The organism is Altericroceibacterium endophyticum, from assembly GCF_009827595.1.
GTDB lineage: Bacteria > Pseudomonadota > Alphaproteobacteria > Sphingomonadales > Sphingomonadaceae > Altericroceibacterium > Altericroceibacterium endophyticum.
In genome coordinates this window covers 158,067-184,781 of sequence record NZ_WTYT01000004.1, presented here as the reverse complement: position 1 = coordinate 184,781, position 26,715 = coordinate 158,067, and the positions used below count along the sequence as shown (strand labels likewise).

At 59.4% G+C, this 26,715-nt stretch carries 20 protein-coding genes; 7 read left to right on the top strand and 13 right to left on the bottom strand.

Annotation, left to right across the window (positions count from 1 at the left end; all coding sequences use genetic code 11):
- The first annotated feature begins 65 nt into the window (after positions 1-65).
- The 4 genes from rplQ to GRI91_RS10015 all read left to right on the top strand — a co-directional run bounded on the left by rplQ (position 66) and on the right by GRI91_RS10015 (position 4,311).
- Complete coding sequence (gene rplQ, locus GRI91_RS10030) at positions 66-491, top strand: 50S ribosomal protein L17 (RefSeq protein ID WP_160736541.1); 426 nt, start codon at positions 66-68, stop codon at positions 489-491.
- A 127-nt stretch (positions 492-618) separates the two neighbouring features.
- Entirely contained in the window at positions 619-2,763 is a 2,145-nt protein-coding gene (locus tag GRI91_RS10025; RefSeq protein ID WP_160736540.1) for a prolyl oligopeptidase family serine peptidase, read from the top strand.
- Between the two features lie 128 nt (positions 2,764-2,891).
- Entirely contained in the window at positions 2,892-3,425 is a 534-nt protein-coding gene (locus tag GRI91_RS10020; protein WP_160736539.1) for a hypothetical protein, read from the top strand.
- A gap of 97 nt (positions 3,426-3,522) precedes the next feature.
- Positions 3,523-4,311 (top strand): hypothetical protein, encoded by a 789-nt coding sequence (locus GRI91_RS10015; protein ID WP_160736538.1) that lies wholly within the window; start codon positions 3,523-3,525, stop codon positions 4,309-4,311.
- Here GRI91_RS10015 and GRI91_RS10010 read toward each other — a convergent pair.
- From GRI91_RS10010 to GRI91_RS09995, 4 genes are all read right to left on the bottom strand, one after another.
- A complete protein-coding gene (locus tag GRI91_RS10010) occupies positions 4,305-4,946 on the bottom strand; it encodes a trimeric intracellular cation channel family protein (protein WP_160736537.1) in 642 nt (213 codons plus the stop codon). The genes GRI91_RS10015 and GRI91_RS10010 overlap by 7 nt on opposite strands.
- Positions 4,947-5,015: 69 nt before the next feature.
- Positions 5,016-6,512 carry a DHA2 family efflux MFS transporter permease subunit gene (locus tag GRI91_RS10005; protein WP_474078556.1) on the bottom strand — a complete coding sequence of 499 codons (1,497 nt, stop codon included), beginning with the start codon at positions 6,510-6,512 and terminating at the stop codon, positions 5,016-5,018.
- 107 nt (positions 6,513-6,619) lie between these two features.
- The gene (locus tag GRI91_RS10000; protein WP_160736535.1) at positions 6,620-7,771 is read right to left on the bottom strand and encodes an HlyD family secretion protein; all 1,152 of its coding nucleotides are present in this window, start codon (positions 7,769-7,771) and stop codon (positions 6,620-6,622) included.
- Positions 7,771-9,231 carry an efflux transporter outer membrane subunit gene (locus GRI91_RS09995; RefSeq protein ID WP_160736534.1) on the bottom strand — a complete coding sequence of 487 codons (1,461 nt, stop codon included), beginning with the start codon at positions 9,229-9,231 and terminating at the stop codon, positions 7,771-7,773. Before GRI91_RS09995 ends, GRI91_RS10000 begins: the two co-directional genes overlap by 1 nt.
- 76 nt (positions 9,232-9,307) lie before the next feature.
- Here GRI91_RS09995 and GRI91_RS09990 point away from each other — a divergent pair, with 76 nt between their 5' ends.
- A complete protein-coding gene (locus GRI91_RS09990) occupies positions 9,308-9,958 on the top strand; it encodes a TetR/AcrR family transcriptional regulator (protein ID WP_160736533.1) in 651 nt (216 codons plus the stop codon).
- A gap of 58 nt (positions 9,959-10,016) precedes the next feature.
- Here the strand turns inward: GRI91_RS09990 and lpdA are convergent, their stop codons facing one another.
- The 9 genes from lpdA to GRI91_RS09950 all read right to left on the bottom strand — a co-directional run bounded on the left by lpdA (position 10,017) and on the right by GRI91_RS09950 (position 23,901).
- On the bottom strand, positions 10,017-11,426 hold the full coding sequence (gene lpdA / locus GRI91_RS09985) for a dihydrolipoyl dehydrogenase (RefSeq protein WP_160736532.1): 1,410 nt from the start codon (positions 11,424-11,426) through the stop codon (positions 10,017-10,019).
- A 35-nt stretch (positions 11,427-11,461) separates the two neighbouring features.
- Positions 11,462-12,712: a 2-oxoglutarate dehydrogenase complex dihydrolipoyllysine-residue succinyltransferase gene (gene odhB, locus GRI91_RS09980; RefSeq protein WP_160736531.1), complete on the bottom strand. Its 1,251-nt coding sequence runs from the start codon at positions 12,710-12,712 to the stop codon at positions 11,462-11,464.
- Positions 12,713-12,723: 11 nt separating this feature from the next.
- A complete protein-coding gene (locus GRI91_RS09975; protein ID WP_160736530.1) occupies positions 12,724-15,579 on the bottom strand; it encodes a 2-oxoglutarate dehydrogenase E1 component in 2,856 nt (951 codons plus the stop codon).
- A gap of 91 nt (positions 15,580-15,670) precedes the next feature.
- On the bottom strand, positions 15,671-16,561 hold the full coding sequence (sucD, locus tag GRI91_RS09970; protein WP_160736529.1) for a succinate--CoA ligase subunit alpha: 891 nt from the start codon (positions 16,559-16,561) through the stop codon (positions 15,671-15,673).
- A gap of 97 nt (positions 16,562-16,658) precedes the next feature.
- Positions 16,659-17,621: a malate dehydrogenase gene (gene mdh / locus GRI91_RS09965; protein WP_160736528.1), complete on the bottom strand. Its 963-nt coding sequence runs from the start codon at positions 17,619-17,621 to the stop codon at positions 16,659-16,661.
- Positions 17,622-17,938: 317 nt separating this feature from the next.
- Positions 17,939-19,876 (bottom strand): putative bifunctional diguanylate cyclase/phosphodiesterase, encoded by a 1,938-nt coding sequence (locus GRI91_RS09960; protein ID WP_160736527.1) that lies wholly within the window; start codon positions 19,874-19,876, stop codon positions 17,939-17,941.
- Positions 19,877-19,962: 86 nt separating this feature from the next.
- Entirely contained in the window at positions 19,963-20,310 is a 348-nt protein-coding gene (locus GRI91_RS15885) for a hypothetical protein (RefSeq protein WP_202385550.1), read from the bottom strand.
- Positions 20,311-20,441: 131 nt separating this feature from the next.
- Positions 20,442-21,560: a cell wall hydrolase gene (locus tag GRI91_RS09955; RefSeq protein WP_337190356.1), complete on the bottom strand. Its 1,119-nt coding sequence runs from the start codon at positions 21,558-21,560 to the stop codon at positions 20,442-20,444.
- Positions 21,561-21,723: 163 nt separating this feature from the next.
- Positions 21,724-23,901: a M3 family metallopeptidase gene (locus tag GRI91_RS09950; RefSeq protein ID WP_160736526.1), complete on the bottom strand. Its 2,178-nt coding sequence runs from the start codon at positions 23,899-23,901 to the stop codon at positions 21,724-21,726.
- Positions 23,902-24,179: 278 nt separating this feature from the next.
- Between GRI91_RS09950 and GRI91_RS09945 the strand changes: the two genes are divergently transcribed.
- Positions 24,180-25,634 (top strand): surface lipoprotein assembly modifier, encoded by a 1,455-nt coding sequence (locus GRI91_RS09945; RefSeq protein ID WP_160736525.1) that lies wholly within the window; start codon positions 24,180-24,182, stop codon positions 25,632-25,634.
- Between the two features lie 15 nt (positions 25,635-25,649).
- The gene (locus tag GRI91_RS09940) at positions 25,650-26,678 is read left to right on the top strand and encodes a transferrin-binding protein-like solute binding protein (RefSeq protein ID WP_160736524.1); all 1,029 of its coding nucleotides are present in this window, start codon (positions 25,650-25,652) and stop codon (positions 26,676-26,678) included.
- Positions 26,679-26,715 lie beyond the last annotated feature (37 nt).

The following is a 26,715-nucleotide window of genomic DNA, read 5'->3' as shown; positions in this document are numbered from 1 at the left end:
CGACCCTTTAATCGGCCGGTTTCGGGCTACCTCATACGGGCCCTTTACGAACGGAGTAATTGAATATGCGTCATGGTATTTCACAGCGTAAGCTGAACCGCACCAGCGGCCACCGTACGGCCCTGTTCCGCAATATGGCGGCGGCTCTCATCAAGCATGAGCAGATCACCACCACCTTGCCGAAGGCCAAGGAACTTCGTCCCTATGTCGAAAAGCTGATCACGCTGGCAAAGCGTGGCGGCCTTTCCAACCGTCGTCTCGCGCATAGCCGTCTGCTCGACGATGCGCAGCTCGTTAAGCTCTTCGACACGCTGGCAGAGCGTTACAAGGGCCGCGATGGCGGCTACACGCGCATCATCAAGGCAGGCTATCGTGGTTCCGACGCGGCCCAGATGGCCGTGATCGAACTCGTGGATCGCGATGTCGAAGCCAAGGGCCAGGATAGCGGCCCGGTGATGAATGAAGATCAAGAAGAATTCGCCGAAGCCTGATCGCTTCGCGCAAATTTGAACAAGGACGGCCGGGGAGCGATCTCCGGCCGTTTTTTGTGCAACTTTGCCGGCTTGCCTCGACCTGCTGCGGTGTTAAGGTTTCCCCTGAAACCAGTGAAAGGTCGTCATGTCTTCCAAACCCGCATTTCTTGTCAGCGCTCTTGTCGCCGCACTTGGCACTCCGCTATCGGCTCAGGATATGACAGCTCCCGATTATCCCGAAACCCGCGCTGAATCGCGTATCGAAACCATCTTTGGCCAAGAGATCGCCGATCCCTATCGCTGGCTCGAACAGGATGTTCGGCAGGATGAGGATGTCGCCGATTGGGTGGCGCGGCAAAATGCTGTGACCGATGCTTATCTTGAAAAGCTCCCCGCGCGTTCATGGTTCGAAAAACGGATCGGATCGCTCTATGATTTCGAACGGTATTCGACGCCTGTGAAAGCGGGCGGGCGCTATTTCTACACCCGTAATGAAGGGCTGCAGAACCAGTCGCCGCTCTATGTGCGGGATAGTCTGGGCGGTGAACCGCGCCTGTTGCTCGACCCCAACACATGGGCCGATGACGGTGCCACGGCGCTCAGTGGCTGGGATGTTTCGCCCGATGGTCGCTATCTGCTCTATGCGGTGCAGGATGGTGGGACAGACTGGCGCATTCTGCGCGTGCTCGATGTCGATACGGGCGAAACGCTTGACGATGAAATTCGCTGGGCCAAATTCACCGCTCTCGACTGGGTAGGCGAGGAGGGCTTCCTCTATTCACGTTTTCCCGAACCCGCCGAGGGCGAGGATTTTCAGGCGCTGAACTACAATCAGGCGGTTTATTTCCATCGTCTGGGTACTAATCAGGCGGAAGACGAACTGGTCTATGCCACGCCGGACAATGAAAAGGCGGGTCACACTGCCAGCGTCACCAGTGACGGGCGATGGGCGGTTATCACCAGCTCCATGGGCACCGATGCGCGTTATGAAGTGCATGCGATCAATCTGGCCAAGCGTGACAGCAATGGGTGGTCAGCGCGCCCGCTGATTACCGGATTCGAGAATGACTGGAGCCTCATCGACGGTGTCGGTGGGAGCTTGTGGTTTGCGACCAATAAGGATGCTCCGCGTTACCGGATCATGAGCATTGCGCTCGACGATGCTACGCCCGAATGGCGCGAAGTGGTTGGGCAGAAGGCAGAACCGGTCGCCGGAGCCTCCTTGGTAGGCGACGGACTGATCATCTCCTATCTGAAGGATGCAACATCGCGCGCGCTTGTCTATGAGCGGAATGGGACGTTCCGGCGCGAACTGGAGCTGGGCGGGCTGGGCACAGCCAGCGGCTTCCATGGCGAGCCCGGCGATCCCGAAACCTTCTACAGTTTCACCAGCTTCAACCGTCCGGCCACGATCTACCAGCTTGATCTTGCCAGCAATGCCCAATCGCCCTTTGCGGCACCGGAACTGAAATTCGATCCTGAGAATTTCGTGGTTGAACAGCGCTTCTACTCATCGAAGGACGGTACGCGCGTACCGATGTTTATCGTCCGTCGCCGCGATGTAGCCGAAAGTGGCGAACCCGCGCCGACGCTGCTTTATGGTTATGGCGGTTTCGACATTTCACTCACGCCGGGTTTTTCCGCCAGTCGGATGGCGTGGCTGCAGGCGGGCGGCGCATTCGCACTCGCCAATATTCGCGGTGGCGGGGAATATGGCAAGGAATGGCATGATGGTGGACGCCTCGCCAATAAGCAGAACGTGTTTGACGATTTCATCGCTGCCGGTGAATTCCTGAAAGCGGAAGGGATCACGCCCGCAGACGGCCTCGCCATTCAGGGCGGATCGAATGGTGGTCTGCTGGTCGGTGCGGTCACCAATCAGCGGCCGGATCTCTTCGCAGCTGGCAATGCTGCGGTGGGTGTGATGGACATGCTGCGGTTCGATCGTTGGACAGCCGGCCGGTATTGGGTGGACGATTACGGCTATCCTGAAAAGGAAGAGGATTTCAAAGTCCTGCGTGCCTATTCACCTTACCACAATATTCAATCGGGCAGAGATTATCCGGCATTGCTGGTGACGACTGCCGATACGGATGACCGGGTCGTGCCAGGGCACAGCTTCAAATATACCGCCGCTTTGCAGGCGGCCGATCTGGGCAAGAAGCCGCATCTGATCCGGATCGAGACCCGCGCCGGCCATGGTTCGGGCAAGCCTACCGACAAGGCAATTGAGGAATCGGCCGACGTCCTCGCCTTCCTGGCCTATTGGACCGGACTCAAGATTGAGTAATTGTTCATAAAAATAGCATAAAATATGAACGGTTTCTGTCCTTGGAGTTCAGAACCGTCTCATCACCATTGCTCTAAACCTTGACTGAGATCGGGAAATTGGTCCCGTCGCACTGAAGGAAGAGCAAGATGAAAAAGATTACGAAAGCTCTGATCGGGACCGCCGTCGCAGGTGCGATGGCCTTGTCCTCGACCAGTCCTGCTTTGGCGCGGGATCGCCATGATGATGGTATAGGTGCTGGCGAGATAATCGCTGGTGCATTGATCATCGGCGGCATTGCGGCGATCGCATCTTCCGCTGGAAAGAATGATCGCTACGATCATGATTACCGTCGTGGCTATGGCCGCGATTATCGCGGGGATTATCGTCGCGGCTATGACCGTCGCTATTATCGCACCAGCGGCCGTGATGCGGTTGAGCAGTGTGTCTATGCCGCAGAACGCAAAGCTTCACGCTATTCACGTGGTCGCGCCGACGTCACCCAGATCCGTGATGTCGACAGTCGCCGAAACGGTTTCCGGGTAAAGGGCCGCATTGCTGTCGATCAGCGCAGTGGTAACTGGCGCTATTCACGCGGTGGTTATGATGAAGGCCGCTTTACGTGCGTTGTGCGGCGCGGCCGGGTGGTCGATGTCAATTTCCGTGGTCTTCGCGGATTGTGATATAAGCGTCTGAAATAAAACGGAGCGGTTCAGGCTGCGCTCAGCCAGAACCGCTCACATTAGATAGTGTGGCCATGATGGCCGGCAGGAGTATGACATGGCGAAAGCGGGAATTGTGGTGAAGGGCGTCCTTAGCGGCGCACTGGCGTTGGCCATCGTCGGACAGCCGGCATCGGCGGCCGATTTTTCACAGCCGCATGCGGCCAGCGCCTATGATGCTTCGGCTGAGACTATGCATCACAGCCGCTATGACCGGTACGATCGTTACGACAGATATGGACGGTACGATCGGTATGATCGTTACCGCGGCCATCGCCGGCATCGCGGCGGTATTCGCACGGGTGACGTTATTGCCGGTGTCGCCGTGCTCGGCGCGATCGCGGCCATTGCAGCATCATCGAGCAAGAACGATCGCAATGACCGCGATACAAGGCAGCCTTATCCGCCTCAGCGCTCCGATGCGCGCTATCCCAGCAATAGTGGTTACGAAAGCAAGGGGCTGGACCGCGCGGCTGACATCTGTGCCGCAAGGGTCGAGCAGGAAAATGGCCGTATCGGCAGCGTCGATGAGGTAAACCGCAATGTCACTGGATGGCAGGTCGCCGGCACCATGGATAATGGCCGTGACTGGACGTGCTGGATCGATTCAAATGGCCGTGTGTCGGATGTCGAAATCGGAACATCCGGACGCTGGGGGGCGGATAACGCGCCCGCCGATGATTATGCCTATCCGGGCGCGCCGCCGCGTGATGATTGGCAAAGTAGTGACGATCGGCCCATCTATCGCGAAAGCGGCGCCACACAGGCTGGCTCGGTTGGTGAGCAATATGATCCGCAGACCTATGCCGTTTTACGCCAACGTGTGGTAGGCTCGGCCGGTTACTGATCGCGACCGTCAGGCGCTGAATGCCGGTCGTCATAGCTGGGTAGTTCGATCTTCCAGATCAGCGCTACGCCCCGCAGGACAAAACCGGACAGCGCCGCCACTGCCCAGACTATTGCATCCGGAAGGCCCATTGTGATGCCGATCCCGGTGAGCGCAGCGGACAAGGCCGCCGCCGTGACATAAAGCTCCGGCCGCATGATGATGGAGGGGACACCTGCGATAATGTCGCGAAAGACCCCTCCGGCGCATCCGGTGACCACACCAAGAACCAGCGCGGGAAGCAACGCGACATCGAACGCCATCGCCTTGGCGGTGCCGAGCACGGCAAAGGCGGCGAGCCCCGCCGCATCGGCCCATTCGAGCAATTGACCTTCCCACCAGCGCCGGGGCGTGAACCAGGCAAGCAGCACCACTGCCAATATTGTGGGCGATACCCATGGATCGCGGAGCCAGAACACATCCGCGCCAATGATCAGATCACGCACAGTTCCGCCGCCTACGCCGGTCAGCAATGCGAAAAAGCTCATGGTCACGAAGGTTTGCCGCAGACGCGCAGCCAGCAGTGCGCCGGTGAGGGCAAAGACGATCGTTCCGCCAAGGTCGAGTAGCGGGGGCAGGGCAGGAGCAGCGGTCATGCCTGCCGCCTTAGCGGCAATTGGCGGCCTGCGAAATATGCCCCTTTGCGCCGTGCCCGGCTTTCGCGATCAGTGTGCGCCCGAGGGTGGCTTTGCGCCGGGTTTCGCCTTGGGGATTATCCAGGCTAGCTGCCCGGCGAAGATGCACAACACGCCGATCACCATGAAGAGGTGGCTGGCGGAGATGGTCGCGCCCTGCGTCTCCATCATCCGCGCCAGCAGCGCGCGCGCCTGCCCCGGTGTGAAGCCCTGGGCCAGCAATGTCTCCATATATTCCCGCCCGCCGTTGACCGTGCCGACCAGCGCGGCGCGTGCGCGCTCGGTGCCGTCGCTCCACTGCGTGGTGATAATCGATGTGCCAAGCGCAGTCGCCAGCGTGCGGACAAAGGCCATCAATCCGGCGGCATTGGCGGTTTCGCTTGGCGGTACGGCGCTGAGGCCCAGCGTCATCAGCCCGATCATGAAGAAGGGCGTGCCCAGACCCTGAAACAATTGCGGCAGCGTATAGGCCCAGAAATCCATGTCCGCCGTCCAGTCCGCGCGCATGAAGGAAACCACACCCAACCAGACCAGTCCCAGGCAAACGGTGATGCGCATATCGATCCACTCACCCGATCGCCCTGCAACCGGAGCCAGCATGATCGCAAAAATCCCCATGGCCGACATCGCATATCCCGCCCAGGTCGAGGTGTATCCAACCACCGATTGCAGGAACAGCGGCACGATCACGATCGAGCAATAGATCGTCGAAAAACCGATCGCCAGCGCCACGGTGGCGGCGGTGAAGCCGCGATGGCGCAGCACCCGCAGATCGACGATCGGATGATCATCGGTCAGTTCCCAGATCAGGAAAGCGATGAAGCCGATCCCGGCACAGACGGCGAATGTGATGATCATGCCCGAACCGAACCAGTCATGCTCGCTGCCGAGATCGAGCATCAGCTGAAAACTTCCGACCCAGAAGATCAGCATGATCAGGCCGATCTTGTCGATCGGGAGTTTCTTGATCTGAGTCTCATAGGGTTTGAGGAAGTGGATCACGGCGAAAATACACAGCGCAGCAGCCGGCAGATTGATGAAGAATATCCACGGCCAGGAATAATCGTCACTGATCTTGCCGCCCAGAATCGGGCCCACAATCGGCGCGATGATGGTGGTCATCGCGGCGACGGACATCGCCAGGCCGGCCTTGGCGCGGGGGAAGATACGCAGCAGCAACGCTTGCGACAAAGGCATCAGCGGTCCACCGCACATTCCCTGTCCGATCCGGCACAGAATCAGCATTGTGAGAGTGGAAGAGAGACCGCACAGGGTCGAGAACAGACTGAAGCCAAACAGGGCATAGACGAAGGTACGATAGGTGCCGAAACGCCCGGCGAGCCAGCCTGTCAGCGGCACGCAGATCGCCTCCGCCACGGCATAGGAAGTGATGATCCAGGTACCCTGCGTAACCGAGACACCGAGGCTGCCGGCTATGTGCGGCAGGCTGACATTGGCGATCGTCGTATCCAGTAGCACCAGAAAATTGGCGAGGCCGAGCGACAGCGCAGCCAGCAGCAGCGGCATACCTTTCAGGGGTGGGGGCGTGGTGGTGTCGGCAGCGACACTGGCACCGCCAGACCCCCCAGAGCGCCGAGATCCTGCGCCTTCCGCTGTGGCGGAGCCAGCGCCGCTCATTGGCCGGAAACGTCCACCGTCGCTTCCATCGACAGACCGACCCTGAGCGGATGCGCTTTCAGCTCCTTCGGATCGAGCGCGACACGGACCGGTAGGCGCTGCACCACCTTGATCCAGTTGCCAGTGGCGTTCTGGGCCGGGATCAGCGCGAAGGCCGCGCCGGTGCCGCCGCCGAGGCCGACAACCTTGCCATGATAGACGACATCACCGCCATAGAGATCGGACGTCAGTTCAACCGGCTGTCCGGCCCGAACGCTGGTGAGCTGCCCTTCCTTGAAATTGGCATCGACATAGAGGCGGCCGGTCGGGACGATGCTCATCAGTGGTTTGCCAGCGGCGACTTGCTCGCCGATCTGCACTTTGCGCTGGGCAATCACGCCCGAGATCGGCGCGCGGATCACCATGCGATCAAGATCGAGCTGCGCCTTGTCGCGCGCCGCGCGGGCAGCTTCCACATCCGGATTGGTGTCTATTGTCGTGCCGCTGGTCAGCGCGCGGTTGGCAGCGGCATCGCTCTGGGCGGAATTCTTTGTCGCCTTCATCTGGGCCAGCTGAGCCTGTGCCAGCGAAAGATTGGCCTGCGCGGTCTGCAGCGCATTGGTGGCGCTGGTCAGTTCATCGCCCGAGACGGCACCATTGGCAGCCAGAGCCTTGCGCCTGTCGTAATCCACCCTGGCCTTGTCGAAATTGGCCTTTGCGGCATCGACTTGCGCCTGAGCGGCGCGGATATCGGCCTGACGCGCCGTGGAACGCGCATCGAGCGACTGGCCGGTGGCGGCGGTCTGCCGGAAGCGGCGGCGGGCCTGAGCCAGCTGAGCCTCGGCCTGTTGCAGTGCCAATCTTGCGTCGCTGTCATCCATCCGGACGAGCACGTCACCCTTTTTCACATGCTGCGTATCTTCGACCAGCACGGCGGAGACTGGTGCGGAAACCAGAGGCGTGACCTGCGCCACATCGGCCCCGACATAGGCATTATCTGTCGACACCGATCGCCATGCGAAGATTAGCTGCCAGGCCAGCACCAGCGCCGCGATCACGACCAGCACGACGCCGAAAATGATGAACAGCTTCTTGCGCCGCCCCTTCTTGTCCTGCGGCAGATCGGGCGTTTCTTCGGTGGGAAGGGTGGGGGATTGCTGGTCTGCCATCAGTCGGTACCTTGCGCTGCGCGGTCCGCGCGAGAGGAGAAGGAAGAGGAAGTTTCGGAAAAGCCGCCGCCCAATGCACGGATCAGCGCCACGTCGAGTGTGAAGGCACGGCTCCGCAACTCGGCTGAAATGCGTCGGCGGGTAAGAACGCTGTCTTCGGCGGTGAGCACAGCGAGATAATTCGACAAGCCGCCAGCATAACGCTGCTGCGCGATGTCATATGCCTTTTCAGCGGAGAGGAGCGACGCATCGGCCTGCGCGCGCCGCGTATCAAGAGCGTGGATGGACGTGGCGGCATCGGCCACTTCATGCAGCGCATCGATCAGCGTCTTGTCATAGCTGGCGACGGCGAGGTCGGAACCGGCCTCCGCCCCGCGCAGATCACCTGTCAGCCGGCCGCGATTGAACAGCGGCAGACTGAAGGCGCCGCCCGCCGAGCCCCGCGTCGACCCGCTGTCGAACAGATTGTCCAGCCCCAGCGCCTGCACGCCGAACAAGGCGGTGATGTTGATATTGGGATAAAAGGCCGCACGCGCTGAGCGAATGCGACTGGTGGCAGCCTCCGCCCGCAGCCGGGCGGAGACGATGTCGGGACGGCGGCCCAGCAGATCAAGCGCCAGGTTGTCCGGCACGCCTCTTGGATGCAGGGCGACAACCTGCGGCGCTTCCAGATCGAGGCCGCGATCCGGCCCGGCGCCGACCAGGGCGGCGATGCGGTTGCGGGTGAGTTTCACGGCTTCCACGCTCGCTGCGAGATCGGATTCGGCTCCGGCATAGCGGGATCGGGCGAGTTCCAGCGTTCCGCGATTGTCGAGTCCATTGGCAACGCGTTGCTGCGTGAGATCGAGCGTGGCTTCGCGCACTTCCACTTCCCGCCTGGCAATATCTCTGAGCGCGCTGAGCCGGGCGAAATCGGCATAGGCTGCGGCGACTTCGGTGGAGAGCATCATTTCGGCCTGCGCCGCGTCTACGGCCGCCGCCTGCGCTTCCGATGTGGCCGCCGCGAGAGCGGCGCGGTTGCGGCCCCAGAGATCGGGATCGAAACTGCCGCTGACGCTGAGCGCGCCATTATCGTTCCACCCTTTGGGCACGAAGTCGGCGGGAATGCCATTATTGTAGCTCTGTTTGACAAAACCGGCACTGCCATCGGCAGAAATTGTCGGCAGCAGAGCCGCGCCCGCTTGCTGCGCCAGCGCATTCGCCTGCCGAAGCCGCGCAGTCGCCATCGCCATATCGGGGGATGCGGCGCGCGCTTCCGCTATCAGCCGGTCGAGCTGAGCATCACCGTAAGCCTGCCACCATCCATCGCCCGGCCATGCGGCCTCCTGATCACCCTCCGCCGCAGCTAATGTGCGCGTCGCCTCCAGCGCGTCGGGCGAGGTTGGAGTCGCAAGATGGCCAGGTGCCGGAGCACAGGCAGCAAGTGGCAGAAACAAGGCGAAAGTGAGGTATCGAGACAAAACCGTACTCCTTAGTACGGCAATGCTCTTGCGCTTTCGTATGGGATAAGTCAAGGTAATCGTACTGGAGAGTACGATGAGTGAAAGTGACGAAGTGACGACAAGCTGCAAACGCGGCGCACGGCGGGAAGAAAAGCGCGCGAAAATCGTCCAGGTGGCGCAGCGTCATTTCACCGAGCATGGTTTCGGCAACACCACCATGTCGGCCATTGCGGCCGATCTCGGCGGATCGAAGACGACCTTGTGGAGCTATTTCTCCTCGAAGGAGGATCTGTTTGCGGCGGCGCTCGATGACTGGATCGACCGCGTCAAGCCGGTCTTTGACGTCCAGCGTGAAGGCACTCTGCAGGAAACGCTGAACCGGTATGGCTGCGAGTTTCTGAGGCAGATGCTTTCTCCGCAGATACAGACGCTGTTCCGCCTGATGATTGCCGAAGGACAGCGTTTCCCGAAAATGGGGCACATCTTCTACGAACGCGCACCCTTGCGGCGGCAGAAGGCGCTGGCGTGCTATCTCGAATGGGAAATGGCTGAGGGCAATTTCCGCAAGGTGGATGGTTTGCGGGCTTCGGCGCAATTCCACCATTTATGTTTTTACCGCCTGTTCATGCACAGCATGTGGGGGCTGGAACCGGATACCTCACCAGCAGCGATCCGGAGCGAGGTGGAAGAAGCGGTGGAGATGTTCCTGTTCGGATATGCCACCGGGCAGCAGCATCCGGCCTGATACGAAAGCGGCGGAGCATTACTGCCCCGCCGCCTGAAATCCGTTATGGCCAGAAGGCTTACATATGGATCGGTTTGCCCTGAACGGCCATCGCCGCTTCCTTGATCGCTTCCGAATGGGTCGGATGCGCATGGCAAGTGTAGGCAATATCTTCGCTGGTGGTGCCGAATTCCATCGCCAGAGCGATTTCCGCTATCATCGTTCCGGCAAGGCTGGAGATGATCCATGCGCCGAGCACCCGGTCGGTGTCCTTGTCGGCGATGATCTTCACGAAACCGTCGGTGTCGCGATTGGTCTTGGCGCGGCTGTTGGCCACCATCAGGAACTTGCCGGTCTTGACGTTATAGCCAGCCTCCTCAGCAGCTTCCTTGGTCAGGCCCACACCAGCAATTTCAGGCATCGTATAGACGACTGACGGGATGATCGCATGGTTCACAATTCCGGTCATGCCGGCGATATTCTCGGCCACGGCAATGCCTTCATCCTCGGCCTTATGCGCCAGCATGGGGCCGGGCACGACGTCACCAACCGCCCAGACACCATCGATCTTGGTTGAGAAATCTTCGTCGATTTCGATCTGGCCGCGCTGATTGGTTTCGAGCCCGATCGCGTCAAGGCCGAGACCATCGGTATTGGGCTTGCGGCCAATCGCCACCAGCACGCAATCGGCATCCAGTGTTTCCGCATCGCCGCCCTCTGCGGGTTCCAGCGAGAGCGTGGCTTTCTTGCCTTTCACTTCAACGCCGGTGACCTTGGTGGAAAGCTTCAGTTCCATGCCCTGTTTCTTGAACAGCTTGGCCGCTTCCTTGCGGACTTCGCCATCCATGCCGGGAAGCAGCTGATCGAGAAATTCGACCACTGTGACCTTGGCACCCAGACGGCGCCAGACCGAACCGAGCTCGAGCCCGATCACGCCGCCGCCGATCACGACCATATGGTCAGGAACCTTGGGCAGTTTCAGCGCGCCAGTGGAATCGACCACGATACCCTTGTCATTGTCGATTTCGACACCAGGCAGCGGGGTTACGGAAGAGCCGGTGGCAATGACGATATTCTTGGCCGTCACCGTGTCGTCGCCGACTTTCACCGTATGCGCATCGACAAAGGAACCGCGGCCTTTCAGCCAAGTGACCTTGTTCTTCTTGAACAGCATTTCAATGCCGCCCGTCAGTTCCTTCACCGCGGTCGATTTCTCGCCCATCATGGTGTCGAGATCGAGGCTGACCTTGCCGGTGTTCACCCCGAATTTCGCGAGCGTGCCGCCCGCAGCTTCTTCGAACAATTCGGAGCCGTGCAGCAACGCCTTGGAAGGGATGCAGCCGACATTGAGACAGGTGCCACCCAATGTCTCGCGGCTTTCCACACAGGCCGTTTTCATGCCCAGCTGTCCGGCGCGAATGGCCGCGACATAGCCGCCGGGGCCGGAGCCAATGACAAGGACGTCGTAATCGTAATTCTGGTCAGCCATATCGCTTCCTTGGGAGTCTTTCGAATGCGGCTCTGTTAAAGGTCGATGAGGATGCGCATCGGATCCTCGATCGCATCTTTGATGATCTTGAGCGCGGTCACAGCCTCGCGGCCGTCGATGATGCGGTGATCATAGCTGAGCGCGATATACATCATCGGCTTGATAACCACTTCGCCATTCACGGCGACCGGGCGTTCTTCAATCCGGTGCAGGCCGAGCACGGCGCTCTGCGGCGGATTGATGATCGGGGTCGACATCAGCGAACCGAATACACCGCCATTGGAGATGGTGAAGGTGCCGCCCTTCATGTCATCCATGGTCAGCGTGCCGTCCTTCGCCTTCTTGCCGTAATTGGCAATGGCGAGTTCGATCTCGGAAAAGCTCATCTCTTCGATATTGCGCACCACCGGCACGACCAGCCCGTTGGGAGCCGAAACAGCAACCGAAAGATCGACGAAATCGTGATAGAGGATTTCATCGCCTTCGATCTGTGCGTTGACCGAGGGGACGTCCTTAAGCGCAAGGCAGGCCGCCTTGGCAAAGAAGCTCATGAAGCCGAGGCGGATGTCATGTTTCTTGGCGAAGAGATCCTTATACTGGCTCCGCGCTTCGATGACGGCCGACATGTCGACATCATTGAAGGTGGTCAGCAATGCCGCCGTATCCTGCGCACTCTTCAGCCGCTTGGCGATGGTCTGGCGAAGGCGGGTCATCTTCACCCGTTCAACCTTGCGGCCCGGGCCAGCGGCTGGTGCTTCACCACCAGAGGCCTGCTGCCCCTGGCTGGCATCGCCGCCAGACTTTTTGTTCTTCGCTGCTTCGAGCACGTCTTCCTTGGTCAGGCGACCGTCCTTGCCGGTGCCTTTGACCGTGGAGGGATCAATCCCATGCTCCAGAACGGCGCGGCGAACCGCGGGTGAAAGCGTGGCGGAGGGATCAACCTTGCTGTCATCCGAAGACGATGCTGCTGGGGCCGGGGTAGGGGAAGGCGCGGGGCTTTCCTTGCTTTCCTTGCGCTCCTTAGTGTCTTCGGGGCCGGCATTTGCGCTGCCTTCCTCGATCGTCGCAATCACGGCACCAACTTCGACAGTATCGCCGACTTCGGCTTTATATTCGCCCATCACACCGGCGACAGTCGCGGGAACTTCCACGGCGACCTTGTCGGTTTCGAGGCTGGCGATCGGCTCATCCAGAGCGACTGCTTCGCCGGGCTTCTTCAGCCATTCGCCGATTGTCGCTTCGGTGACGGATTCGCCGAGGGTGGGAACCTTTACTTCATTGGCCATTGATATTGTCCTCAAGCCTTCTGCTTGTTTTGACCGCTACGCTGGGCAGCCCCGCCATCGGCGAGACCCAGTGCGATGGAGACGAGCGCCTCCTGCTGAACCTTGTGGCGACTGGCAAAGCCGGTGGCCGGCGATGCCGCATCTTCACGCCCCGCATAGAAGGGGCGCTTTTCCTTGTGACCGGAAGCGATAAGCGCTTCCTCGATCCGGTTTTCGACGAAGAACCACGAACCGTTATTCTTCGGTTCTTCCTGACACCACACGACTTTTTCGAGATTGGTCATGCGCTTCAGGCGAACAGCCAGAGGTTCACCAGGGAAGGGGTAAAGCTGCTCGATCCGAACGATGGACACATCGTCCAGCCCTTCCTCGTCACGCTTTTCGATCAGGTCATAAGCAACCTTGCCCGAACACAGAACCAGACGCTTTACCTTCTCATCGGCAATTTCGGTCGTGTCCGAAACGATCCGGCGGAAATGACTGTCGCCCTGGAAATCTTCTGCCGGGCTCTTGGCCAGTGGATGGCGAAGCAGTGATTTCGGCGTCATGATGATCAGCGGCTTACGGAAAGGCCGCAGCATCTGACGGCGCAGAACGTGGAAATAGTTCGCCGGTACGGTGATGTTGCAGACCTGGATATTGTCGTTCGCGCATAGCTGCAGGAAGCGTTCGAGCCGCGCCGAGCTATGTTCCGGACCCTGACCTTCATAGCCATGCGGCAACATCATCACCAGACCGTTGGCACGGAGCCATTTGGCTTCACCAGCGGCGATGAACTGATCGATCATGATCTGCGCGCCATTGGCGAAATCGCCAAACTGCGCTTCCCAGCAGACCAGTGTCTTGGGATCGGCCAGCGAGAAGCCATATTCAAAACCGAGCACACCATATTCGGAGAGCGGGCTATCATACACTTCGAACTTGCCGTGGGGCAGCGTGGTCAGCGGAATATATTTCCGCTCATCCTTCTGATCGACCCAGATGGCATGGCGTTGACTGAACGTGCCGCGTCCTGAGTCCTGACCGGAGAGTCGGACGCCGAAGCCTTCTGTGACAAGGCTGCCAAAGGCCAGTGCCTCGGCTGTTGCCCAGTCGAAACCTTCGCCATTTTCAAACATCTTGCGCTTGGCATTCAGCACACGGCCCAGCGTCTTGTGGATCTCAAGATCCTCAGGGACAGTGGTCAGCGTACGGCCAAGACTATCGAACAGCTTGCGCTCGACCGCCGTGTGCACATTGCGGCGCGCCGTTTCTGGATCGGCTGGCTTGTGCAGCCCGCTCCAGCGTCCGGCGAACCAGTCGGCCTCATTGGGCTTGTAGCTCTTGGCGGCTTCGAATTCCTCGGCGAAATGGTCGTCGAATTCCTTGCGGATGCTGTCGGCTTCGCCTTCAGCGATGACCTTTTCTGCTTCCAGACGCCCGGAATAGAGTTCCGAGACGCGCGGATGGTTCTTGATCTGCGCATACATCAGCGGCTGCGTGAAACTGGGTTCATCGCCTTCATTGTGGCCGAAGCGGCGATAGCACCACATGTCGATCACAATGTCGCGCTTGAAGCGGTGGCGATATTCAATCGCCAGCTTACAGGCATAGGTCACCGCTTCCGGATCATCGCCATTCACATGCAGGATAGGCGCCTGAATGCCCTTTGCCACATCGGAGGGGTAGGGGGAGGAGCGGCCGAATTGCGGACTGGTGGTGAAGCCGATCTGGTTGTTGATCACGAAGTGGATGCAACCGCCGGTATTGTAACCACGGACGCCGGAGAAGCCGAGGCATTCCCAGACGATGCCCTGTCCGGCAAAGGCGGCGTCACCATGGATCAGCACGGGCAGCACTTCATCATGTGCCCCGATATTTTCACGCACGGCCTGCTGCGCGCGGACCTTGCCCAGCACAACTGGATCAACCGCTTCGAGATGGGAAGGGTTGGGGACGAGGCTCATATGCACCTTGATCCCGTCGAATTCACGGTCGGTGCTGGTGCCCAGATGATATTTCACATCACCCGACCCGCCGACATCATCGGGATTGGCAGAGCCGCCCGAAAATTCGTGGAAGATCACGCGGTAAGGTTTGGCCATGACATTGGCGAGGACGTTCAGCCGGCCACGATGGGCCATGCCGTAAACGATCTCACGCACGCCGTACTGGCCGCCATATTTGATCACGGCTTCCAGTGCCGGGATCATGCTTTCGCCGCCATCAAGGCCGAAACGCTTGGTGCCGACATATTTCTTGCCGAGGAATTTTTCATATTCCTCGCCGCGGATCACTGCGGAGAGGATCGCGCGTTTGCCTTCCTGGGTAAATTCGATGACCTTGTCAGGTCCTTCGAACCGATCCTGCAGGAAGCGGCGCTCCTCCACATCGGAGATATGCATGTATTCAAGACCGACCTTGCCGCAATAATTCTTGCGCAGGATAGCCACCAGTTCACGCGGGGTGGTCCATTCAAGGCCCAGAGTTCCGCCCAGATAGACCGGACGGTCCAGCGCTTCACCGACAAAGCCGTGCCAGTCGAGCTTCAGATCCTCGGGCAATTCGCGGGTCGAAAGACCAAGCGGATCGAGATCGGAAGCGAGGTGCCCGCGGACCCGGTAAGTGCGGATAAGCAGCATTGCGCGGATCGAATCCGCTGCGGCTTGCTCCACGGCCTTTTCATCAACCGGCTTGCCGGTTTTTTCGACGGCCTTCTTCACCGCCAGACGCATGGCAGTGGGGTCAAGCCCCTGCGTCAGATCATCATTGTCACCCGGCGCGGCCAGCGGCCATTTGGCATTCTTCCAGCTCGGTCCCGCCTGCGCTTCGCCATTCAACGCTTCCGCGTCTATTTCCGGAAGAAAATTTTGCCGTTCATTACCCATAAGGGCCACCTTTTAGCCGCCGGCCTGATGCGCCGGACTTTCAAACAATGTCTGACCCTGCCGGTCTTTCCCTAATATTCAGGAAAGACTGTCAGGCGAGTTCTTTCAGCACCGCATCAAGCGTGGTGCCAAGTTCGCTGGGCGAGGCAGCAACACGGATGCCTGCTTCTTCCATCGCAGCGATCTTGTCTTCAGCGCCGCCTGAGCCGCCCTGAACGATCGCACCAGCGTGGCCCATGCGGCGTCCCGGAGGAGCCGTACGGCCAGCAATGAAGCCTGCCATCGGTTTCTTGCGGCCACGTTTTGCTTCGTCTTTGAGGAACTGAGCGGCTTCTTCTTCGGCACTACCGCCGATTTCGCCGATCATGATCATGCTCTTGGTTTCATCATCCGCGAGGAACAGTTCCAGCACGTCGATGAAATTGGTGCCATTGACCGGGTCGCCGCCAATGCCGACAGCCGTGGTCTGGCCAAGGCCGATATTGGTTGTCTGGAACACGGCTTCATAAGTGAGCGTGCCGGAGCGTGAAACGACGCCGACAGAACCCTTCTTGAAAATGGAACCGGGCATGATGCCGATCTTGCATTCACCGGGCGTAAGTACGCCGGGGCAGTTCGGGCCGATCAGGCGCGACTTTGAACCGGACAGAGCGCGCTTCACGCGGACCATGTCCATGACCGGAATACCTTCGGTGATGGCAACGATCAGTTCGATGTCGGCATCGATCGCTTCGAGGATCGAGTCGGCGGCGAATGGCGGCGGAACATAGATGACGCTGGCGGTCGCGCCGGTCTTGTCCTTGGCTTCGGCCACCGTGTCATAGACGGGGATGCCGATGTGATCGGTGCCGCCTTTGCCGGGGGTAACGCCTGCAACCATCTGCGTGCCATACGCCACGGCCTGTTCGGTATGGAAAGTGCCGGTGGCACCGGTCATCCCCTGGGTGATGACCTTGGTATTCTTGTCGATGAGGATGGACATAGTACGCTCCACAATCCTTGGGCGAGCCGGGCATACCGGCCCAATATCATGCCCCGCCGGCAGCGAACCGCCGGCGGGGCACTATTCATTTAACGTCTCAGGCCAGCGAACTGTCGATGCCTTTGCATGCTTCGAGCAGTTCCTTGACTGCGTCGATGCTGACCTGGAGATTGCTCTTTTCTTCGTCGCTCAGTTCGATTTCGACGACGCTTTCGATGCCACCGGCGCCGATCATGGCGGGCACGCCAACATAAAGGCCGTCTACGCCATATTCGCCGGACAGATGCGCGGCGCAGGGCAGAACGCGCTTCTGATCGCCGAGATAGGCTTCAGCCATCGAGATGGCGGAGGCTGCCGGCGCGTAGAAGGCCGAACCCGTGCCGAGCAGACCGACGATTTCGCCGCCGCCCTTACGCGTGCGATCCACGATCTCGTCGAGGCGCGACTGGTCGACGCCCTTGATCTTCGCAAGGTCGCCCACGGGAATGCCGTTGACGGTGGAATAAGAGAGCACCGGAACCATCGTGTCGCCATGGCCGCCGAGAACGAAGGCGTTCACGTCACGCACCGATGTTTCGAATTCCCATGCGAGGAAAGTAGCGAAGCGGGCCGAATCGAGCACGCCAGCCATGCCCACGATCTTGTTATGCGGCAGGCCGGAGAATTCGCGCAGCGCCCAGACCATCGCATCGAGCGGGTTGGTGATGCAGATCACGAAGGCGTCGGGGGCGTTTTGCTTAATGCCTTCGCCGACTTGCTTCATCACCTTGAGGTTGATGCCGAGGAGGTCATCGCGGCTCATGCCCGGCTTACGGGGCACGCCGGCGGTTACGATGATGACATCCGCGCCAGCGATGTCGGCATAATCATTGGTGCCGGTGATCTTGGAGTCGAAGCCCTGAACCGGGCCGCACTGGCTGAGATCGAGCGCTTTGCCCTGTGGCACGCCTTCGGCAATGTCGAACAGGACGACGTCGCCCAGTTCTTTCTGAGCTGCGAGATGTGCGAGGGTGCCACCGATATTGCCGGAGCCAATAAGAGCAATTTTCTTGCGGGCCATGATTATTCGCGTTTCCTTCCGCTGGCGGGAGCTGGAGGACTGGTAACCCGGCATCTAGCCCCGCTTCCCGCTTTAGGGCCGGCTGCCTTACAATCTTCGCCGTACGCAGGTCACATAGTGATTGCAACCGCCAAAAACAGTGCATCACGCGCTATCTTTGATATTGCGAACTGATATCAAAGATAGCGCGTGATGGCATGACTTTGCCTGGCGATACGGCGATAATCTATGTGGTATTGGACGTTTGCCGGACTGGATTGTTCCAGCATTCGTGAATCAGTCAGTGCTTTGAGCGTTGAAACCTGATGAAAATCGGATCAACCGGTGAGGCGCTGGGCAAAACCGTCCGAGTCGTCTTCGTTCCGTTCTTGCGCCAGCAGCATGGCCGCGAGATAGTCTGGCACGGCGCGGCTGAAGTAATAGCCCTGGCCCAATGTGCAGCCTGCTTCGCGAACTGCGCGCACCTGATCGATCGTTTCGAGACCCTCGGCCACGATATCCATTTCAAGCGTTGAGCCCATTTCGGCCACAGCGCGAATGATGGCATCGCTTTTGACCCCGATATTAGGGCCGGAGACGAAGCTGCGATCGACCTTGATCTTCTTGAACGGGAATTTGTTGATGTAGCCCAGCGAAGAATAGCCGGTGCCGAAGTCGTCCAAAGCGAAGCGCACGCCTTGTTCGGACAATTCCTTGATAAAGCGCGCTGTGTTCTGATTGTCGTCGAGGAAGAGGCTTTCCGTCACCTCCAGCTCCAGACGCGACGGCGAAAGATTAGCTTCTCTCAGCGCCTGCAGAATGCCCAGAGCTGCACCTGACGCGCGGATTTGCAGCGGAGACAGATTAACTGCAACAGTGACATCTTCCGGCCACTGTGCGCATGCGCGTGCAGCCTGGGCGGTGATCCAATTGCCCAGAGTGATGATGACACCGGTTTCCTCTGCCACGGGGATGAATTCATCCGGACGCAATTCACCCTTTTCTGGATGGAACCAGCGCACGAGAGCTTCGAACGTACGAATGCGGCCGGTTTCCAGATCGACGATCGGCTGAAAGAATATGGACAATTCATCACGGGCGAGGGCTGCGCGGAGCTCTGCTTCGATCTCTTTCTTCCGAACCAGTTCGCGCGTCATGGAAGCGGCGAAGAAGCACACTTGGTTCCGGCCGTTCACCTTGGCGTGATAGAGCGCGAGATCGGCGCTTTGCATTAGTGTGTCGATATCCGCACCATCATCGGGCAGTACGGCGACACCAACGGATGCGCCGCTTTCAATGCGTTCGCCATCGATGCGGAAGGGGCGGCATATATCTTCCAGAATATCGCCGGCCAGTTTCTCGCATTGTTCGCGGTCCTCGATTCGGCAGGCGATGATGAATTCATCACCACCAAAGCGGGCAACGGTTGCCTCCAGCGGTGCCTGACCTTTCAGCCGTTGGGCAACTTCTGCAAGCACGCGGTCGCCGACAGGATGGCCCAGCGTGTCATTCACCTCTTTGAACTTGTCGAGATCAAGCCAATAGAGGGCAAGCTTTTCATCCTTGGGCAGATTCATCAGCTTTTCGACCAGATCATGGTTGAGCCCGGCCCGGTTGGCCAACCCCGTCACCACATCGGTCCGCGCCAGATCACGCATCTTGTCAGCCATCTTGGCACTGGTTTCTGCCGCTGTGATCTGTTCTTTGAGAACATTGAAAACATTCAGCGTAATGGATGCCATGGCGATGATCAGGAACATCAGCGTCATCGCAAAGATCAGCAATGTGAGCGATCCTACGATCAGGCAGGTGATGATCATCGGCAGGATACACAGCAGCAGCTGACCGATGGCAATCAAGGGCCGGCCTGCATTGCGCGCGGCAATGCCTACGCCATAAGCAAGAGCGAAGCTGACTGTCAGAAGCTGGATGGAGGCGCCGCTTTGTTTCAGCACGGTCAGTGCGCCGACCAATCCCGACATGAATGCGAAGCTGAAGGCGCCTATTTCATAAAGCAGTTCCAGCGTGCGTGCGTCTTGCCGCATATGCCAGCGGGCCACCCAGAACGACATGATGACCCGGGCAATCGCGACGACCCACAGCACCACGGCAGCACCGGTTATAATCGGACTGCGCGTTACTTGTGCGGCGATTGCCGAAATGGCCATCCCGGAGGCTGCACCCATGGCAAGACTCGTGGGCTGCTGATAGAGGCTTTCTACCAGCTTATGGCGCACCCGTTCGTCACGCGAATCCAGGCGCGTCAGCAGTCTCATCTTTTCGCTCAGACGATCGATGTCGCTACTCCTCACTTATCTTGCAGGCGTAGGGGGAAGACATCACTGAATGGTTAAAATCACAGTTACTTTCTTTCAGATCGGCCTTTTGGGGCCGTTTCCTCATCGCAAAATGCCGCGCCGGGGATATCTTCAGCGACCTTGCGGTCGAGCAGGCGACAAATTTGGAGCCACCAGCGGTATGATTCCCGGTTTCCGTCAAAGAAAGCCTGTGCGGCATTGTCGCGCGCATGATGCGCCGCGGCGAGCCCATGTGCGTTGAAATGCCGCAATGCTGCGCGCAGCAGGCCATCTGGCGTGATTGCAGTGGAGGCAGCGTTGTCATTATTGGCTTGCGGAGGGTGAAGCCGAATCCGTTCTTTCGGCAGCGGGCCGGGCATGCGGCTCGGCGGTGCGGCGAAACGGATGGTCATGAATGCGGCCCTTTCTAAATCCTTATTGCGGAGTCGACCGCCGGTCAGATTTAGAGGCAAGGGCCCTAAGGAATGGTTTCCGGATCCCCTATTTGAATATCAAAACAGCATTATTGATGCTGTATGACGGGTCAGGGTTTGGCGATCCAGCGACCGCTGTTGCGATATTGCGGCTTTACCGCGCTGGATTGCGGCAACAGGCTTGATGATGATGCGGCTGTTCCGCTCAGATCCGGGCCGGTATCGTGGGCAGGGACTTGGTCGGTGCTGTCTGTGATAGCCGCCGTCTGCAGCACGGCAGCGGCAGGCGGCACTGCAGGATCGGGCGCCGGCGGCGCTTTGTAGCTTGCCTTATGCGACGCGGCCGCAGGCTCCCCGCCAACATAGACATCGCCAAATGCTGCCGCGTAGCCAGCCACGCCGCGCCAGCGATAAAAGCGGTGGGCGCCAATCGTGCTCATGCTTTGCAGGCTGCTTGCCCAATAAGGATGAATGTCAGTCGTATGATAATGCGTGGAAAGGCCAACCGGGGCGTAAGTCGCTCCGTTCAAAGCCTGCCGTGCGATGGAGGAAGCCCGGTTGAACCAGAACCGAGCGGGTTGGCGCCTCATCGATCCGTCACATGTAAAACTGAACTGACAGCCCGTGCTGCGTTCGGAGCCCTGAAAAACAACACCGCAAACAGTATTGGGATAGGCAGCATGACGCACCCGGTTCAGCACCACCTGAGCCACGGCGCGCTGCCCGGCTTCGGCTTCCGCGCCAGCTTCATAATATACCGCCATGGCCAGACATTGCTGTGCGCGGACCTGATCCCGCGCTGTGCCAGCAAGCTTGAAAGGCCGGGCTGTCTCGAAATCTGCGGCTGCTGTTGGATTTTCTGCATCCGAATGAATCGCATCTTCGCCGGGAAACGGCTCTGGCGGAATATCGTCCAGATAATAGAACGCCGAGCCCGGAAAGCTCATGCCGGGTTGTTCAAAAGGCATTGGCTGCGGTGCTGCTGGCTGTTCTTCTGCCATACCCGTCGCAGCGCTCCAGCCTTGCGGTGCGGCAGCCATGGCGGGCACTCCGATTGCAAGGCCCAGCACGAGCATGCGCGGCCAATGGGCGCGCCAGCGGCTGGCCACAGGTTCCACCATGCGCGGTTCTGCAACGCTCGAAACCCTGCGCGCACGTGTAGTCGCGCGCCAGTCATCACCGACGCGCGTATGGGCGCTGTAGCCAAGGGAGATTTTCGCTGTGTCCACTGAGATCCGCTTTAGGCGACTTTGGTAAAGCATTCCTAAAGCGGGATTGACGGCGTGCCATGACGGGACGGGGGGCAAAGGTGCAGCCGTCGCCTTATCGGCCGGGCATTTCGGCGGGAAATGGCTCCGCAGCGACATTCGCTGCCGCTGCGGAGCATGCAACTTAATCGGCTTCTTCTTCAATCAGCCCGGCTGCGCGCAGCATCGGGTCCACTTGCGGGTCGTGGCCGGTGAAGGCGCGGTACATCGGCAGATAGTCCTTCGTTCCGCCCTGGCTGAGCACACTTTCGCGGAAATGATCACCATTCGCGCGCGTCGCCCCGCCATTCTGTTCGAACCATTCGCGCGAATCCTTGTCCAGCATCTGCGTCCAGAGATAGGAATAATAGCCGGCAGCATAGCCATTGGTGAAGATATGGCGGAAATAGCTGCTGCGATAGCGCGGCGGCACGAGGTCGGTTTCCATGCCCAATTCGCTGAGCGCCTTGGCTTCGAATGCATCGGCATCCAGCCCCTGCGTTTCGCCCATGCTCAGCGAGTGCCACTTCATGTCGAGCAGGGCGGCCTCCACCGTCTCACCCAGCGAATAGCCCTGATTGAACTTGGACGCGGCATCGATCTTGTCGATCAGTTCAGTCGGGATCGCTTTGCCCGTCTGATAATGTTTCGCATAATGCGCGAGGATCTTGGGATCGCTCGCCCACATTTCGTTCACCTGGCTCGGATATTCGACGAAGTCGCGCGCCACATTGGTGCCCGAGAGTGAGAGATATTTCTGATCGGCGAAGAAGCCGTGCAGCGCGTGGCCGAATTCGTGGAACATCGTTTCGACATTGTCGAAGCTGACCAGCTGCGGCTCGCCCGCCGGGGCCTTGGGGATGTTGAGCACATTGTAGATGACCGGCTTGTTTCCGGTGAGGCTGCTCTGCTCGACGAAGTTCGACATCCATGCGCCGCCGCGCTTGTTGTCACGCTTATAGGGGTCGAAATAGAACAGGCCTAGTTCCGAACCATCCTTGTCATAGACCGTGTAGGTCCAGACATCGTCATGATAGACCGGAATGTCGGTGCGCTGTTTGAAGGTCAGGCCATAAAGCTGGTTGGCGGCGTAGAAGACCCCGTTTTCGAGGACATTCCTGATCTCGAAATAGGGTTTCACTTCTTCTTCATCGATGTCGTAGCGCGCCTTGCGCACCTTCTCGGCATACATCTGCCAGTCCCATGGCTCGACGGAGAAATCCTTGCCGTCCTCGGCAATGGCTTCGTTCAGCATGGCCGCTTCACGGCGCTGCGTGGCGGCGAGGGCGGGGACCATCTGTTCCATGAAGTCGAGCGCGGTCTTGGGCGTCTTCGCCATGCGGTCGTACATGACATAGCTGGCCCAGTCGGATTCGCCGAACAAGGCGGCCTTCTGCGCGCGCAATTGCGCGATCTTGACGATCAGCGCGCGGGTGTCGTTTTCGTCACCCTTTTCGGCGCGGGTCCAGCTGGCATTGAACAACGCTTCGCGCACATCGCGATTTTCCAGCGTGGCGAGATCGGGCTGCTGCGTCGTGTTCTGCAGCGTGATTACATATTTCCCCGGCATGCCGCGGTCTTTGGCAGCTTGCGCTGCTGCTTCAATTTCGCTGTCTTTCAGACCCGCCAGCTGATCCTTGCTGTCCAGCACCAGGGCGCCCGCCTTGGTCGCTTCGGTCAGTGTCTGGGAGAATTCGGTGGTGAGCGTGGAAAGCTGGGTGTTGAGTTCCTTCACCTGAGCCTTCTGCTCAGCCGTCAGCATCGCCCCGGCATGGACCATATCCTGATAGGTCTTTTCCAGCAGGGCGGCATCTTCGGGCGTCATGCTCATCACGGCACGCTGATCGTAGACCGCCTTTACGCGCGCGAAGAGATCGGGATTCAGCGCGATGGCATCCTGATGTGCGGTCAGCTTGGGCGAAATTTCCGCATCCACGGCGTCCAGCGTGTCATTGGTGTTGGCACCGGTCACGGCCCAGAACACGGCCAGCACGCGGCTGAGCATCTGGCCCGACTGGTCGAGCGCGACGATCGTGTTGCTGAAGGTCGGTGCCTGCGGGTTATCGATGATCGCCTGCACTTCTGCACTGTGGATGGCCATGCCCTGTTCGATTGCGGGCAGATAGTCGCCATCCTGAATGGCGTTAAAATCGGGTGCATGGAAAGGCAGCGTGCTGGGCTGAGCAAAAATGCCGGTCGCCTCGGGAATAGTGCTTTCGGCGGACGGACCACTGACCGGATCATTCATGGCGGTTTCTCCCATAGTGGTACAGGCTGATAGCAACAGGCCGAGGGCGCTGGTGGTCAGCAATTGCATGCGCATGGATGGCTCTCCTTCTGTGCCGACACAATATTGCGGGCACTGGTAATGATTGAAACCAACCTAGCGTGAAAGCACGGGGGGCGACAAGAGCTATTCCCTGAGCGGTTTCAGCAGCTTGTTGATGACAATGCCTGTTAGAAACCTGTCAGAAGTTGTTCCCGCGTTGACTTGCCTAGCCCCCGATCGCACCCCTCTGACGCGGCTGGATTTGCAGCTGCCAGCAGGCCGCACATCGCGTTTCAGAGCGTGATCGGCAGGCGGATCATGACGGGGGTGATATGCGGTCACGATATCTGACTTTGGGGTCTGTTCAGCTGATCGGCGCGCTGGCAATTGTGCAACCGCATCACGCTCAGGCACAGCCATATATGGCCGCCATCAGCGGGGATGGCACACCATCATCCGCTGCGGGCGCCAATGCTGGTGTCGCACAAATTCCCGATCCTGCAGCTTCGGAGCCGCAGCTGCTCACGCCTGCGCAGCTCTTTGCCTATGCCGATGCCGCCGCCGCGCAAGGCGATCTGGATCTAGCGGAAAGCGCGTATCGCGCGCTGAGCGATCATCCGGATCGTAAGCTGCGTAATGAGGCACGCTTTCGTCTGGCGCGCCTTTATGCCGATAAGATGGGGCGCCCCCGCGATGCGGCGGTGTTGTTGCGGCACATTCTGGATGAGGAGCCGGACATCACCGCCGTGCGGGTAGAGCTTGCGCGCATACAGGCTCAGCTTGGCAATATTCAGGCCGCTAGGCGGGAATTGCGCGCGGCTGGGGCGGGCGCATTGCCGCCCCGGGTGGAACGGCTGATCCGATTTTACGCCAGTGCCCTGTCGGCGCGGCAGAAGGAGGGCGGCAATCTGGAAATCGCTCTGGCCCCTACCACCAATATCAACCGTGCGACTGATACGGATACGCTGGGCACGGTTATCGGTGATTTCACTCTCGCCAAAGACGCGCAATCGAAATCGGGCATCGGATTGTCGCTGCGCGGTCAGGCGTGGCGCAAGGTGGCGCTGACGGGAAATGCCGAGCTTTTGCTGCGCGCTTCCGCCTCCGGCAATTTTTACCGCGATAGCCGGTTTGAAGATATCGGGATCGCCTTTCAGGCCGGGCCGCAGTGGCAATTGGGCGGCCGGCCGCAGCCGGGCATGCGCGGCGGACGACAGGGCCGCCTGTCACTGGCGCCGACCTTATCCCACCGTTGGTATGGCCGGTCGTCTTATCTGCTGTCCTATGGACTGACGGGTGACTGGCAAAGACCGCTTGGCACGCGGAGCCAATTGCGGATGGATGCAGCGGCATTGCATGAGGATAACCGCCAGAGCCGCCTGCGCGGAGGGATGCGTTATACATTCGGGCTTGGCGTCGATCATGCGCTTACCCCCGCAATGGGCGGCGGGCTGAAATTTGACGCGGCGCGGATGGTGGCGCGCGATCCGGGCTATTCCAACGTCACCTTTGGCAGCGGCGCCTATCTGTTTCGTGAAATCGGACGAACCACACTCGCCGCCGCAGCCAGTTGGCAGCATCTGGAAGCAGATGAACGGTTGTTCCTTTTTCCTGAAAAGCGCCGGGATGACCGGCTGAGTGCCAGCCTTTCAGGAACGTTTCGTGCTTTGACCTTTGGCACTTTCGCGCCGCTCCTGCGCCTTCGTTACGAGCGGAACTTTTCCACGATCGAGCTTTACGATTTTCGCCGCTTCGGCGCCGATATTGGCGTCGTTGCCGCGTTTTAACAGGAGGGATTTCCGATGATCTTGCATGTACCCTTGTTCAAGCCTGCCTTTAAACCGGCCTTCACAGCCATCTCGCTGGTTGCCTTGTCCTGTGGACTCGCCGCTTGTGGGGACGACGGTGTCAATTCGGCGCCGCCGCCCGCTATGGGAGGGGGTGGCACCCCGTCACCTTCACCGTCACCTTCTCCCACCCCCACTCCCGGTTCGAGCGATTCCGTAGCGGCCGCGCTTGGCGTGACGTCCGATAGGGCGTTTGAAACAGCGACATCTTCCTTCGCCGTGCGCCCGCCCTCGACACTGTATGGCGATCAATATGCTGAACCTTTCGGTGAGGGGACCACTATTGATTACGACGCGGGGGCCGACAGCTACACCTATACGCGGAGTGATGGCCTGTCTGTCACCGTGACGCCTGATGATATTGATGAGGATGGCCAGCTGGAGGGTGAAGGCGGCATTTTCGGATCTACCGGTGGCGGCACTGCCTATGTGGTGGAAGATGGCACGATAACGCATACCATCGCCATGGTCCCACCGGGTGATTATGGCGATCTCAGCTTTTCTTACATGACCGTCTCCTTGTGGAATGTGAATGATTCCAGCGACAATTCCAATGAAGTGGAATGGCAGGTCTGGGGACTGCAGACGGAAACCATGCCAACATCCGGCACGGCCACGTACAGTCTTGACGGGGCGATAGGTGCCAATGGTTTTGATGCGTCTGCCGGAATAGTTGGCGCGGCCTATGACTTTTTGAACGGGGACAGCACAGGCGAACTCAGCGTCGATTTCGGCAGCGGAGACATCTCCACCATGCTGCACCTGATCGGTTATGACCATGTGGCTGAGGAAAGCCGGGACTTTGGCGAGTTTTCCGGTTCAGGTGAAATCACCTCGGGCGCGCAATATGGCGGTACATTTGCCGCAGGCGGCGAGTTTTATGGCGCGTTCTTTGGGCCGGAAGCGCAGGAAACTGCCTTCAGTTTCTATATCGATACGTCTGATCTGGATGTGACCGGCATCGCTATGGGCTTCAAAAAATAACGCGATCACCGAAGGAAAAAGAAAAGGGGCGGCTCAA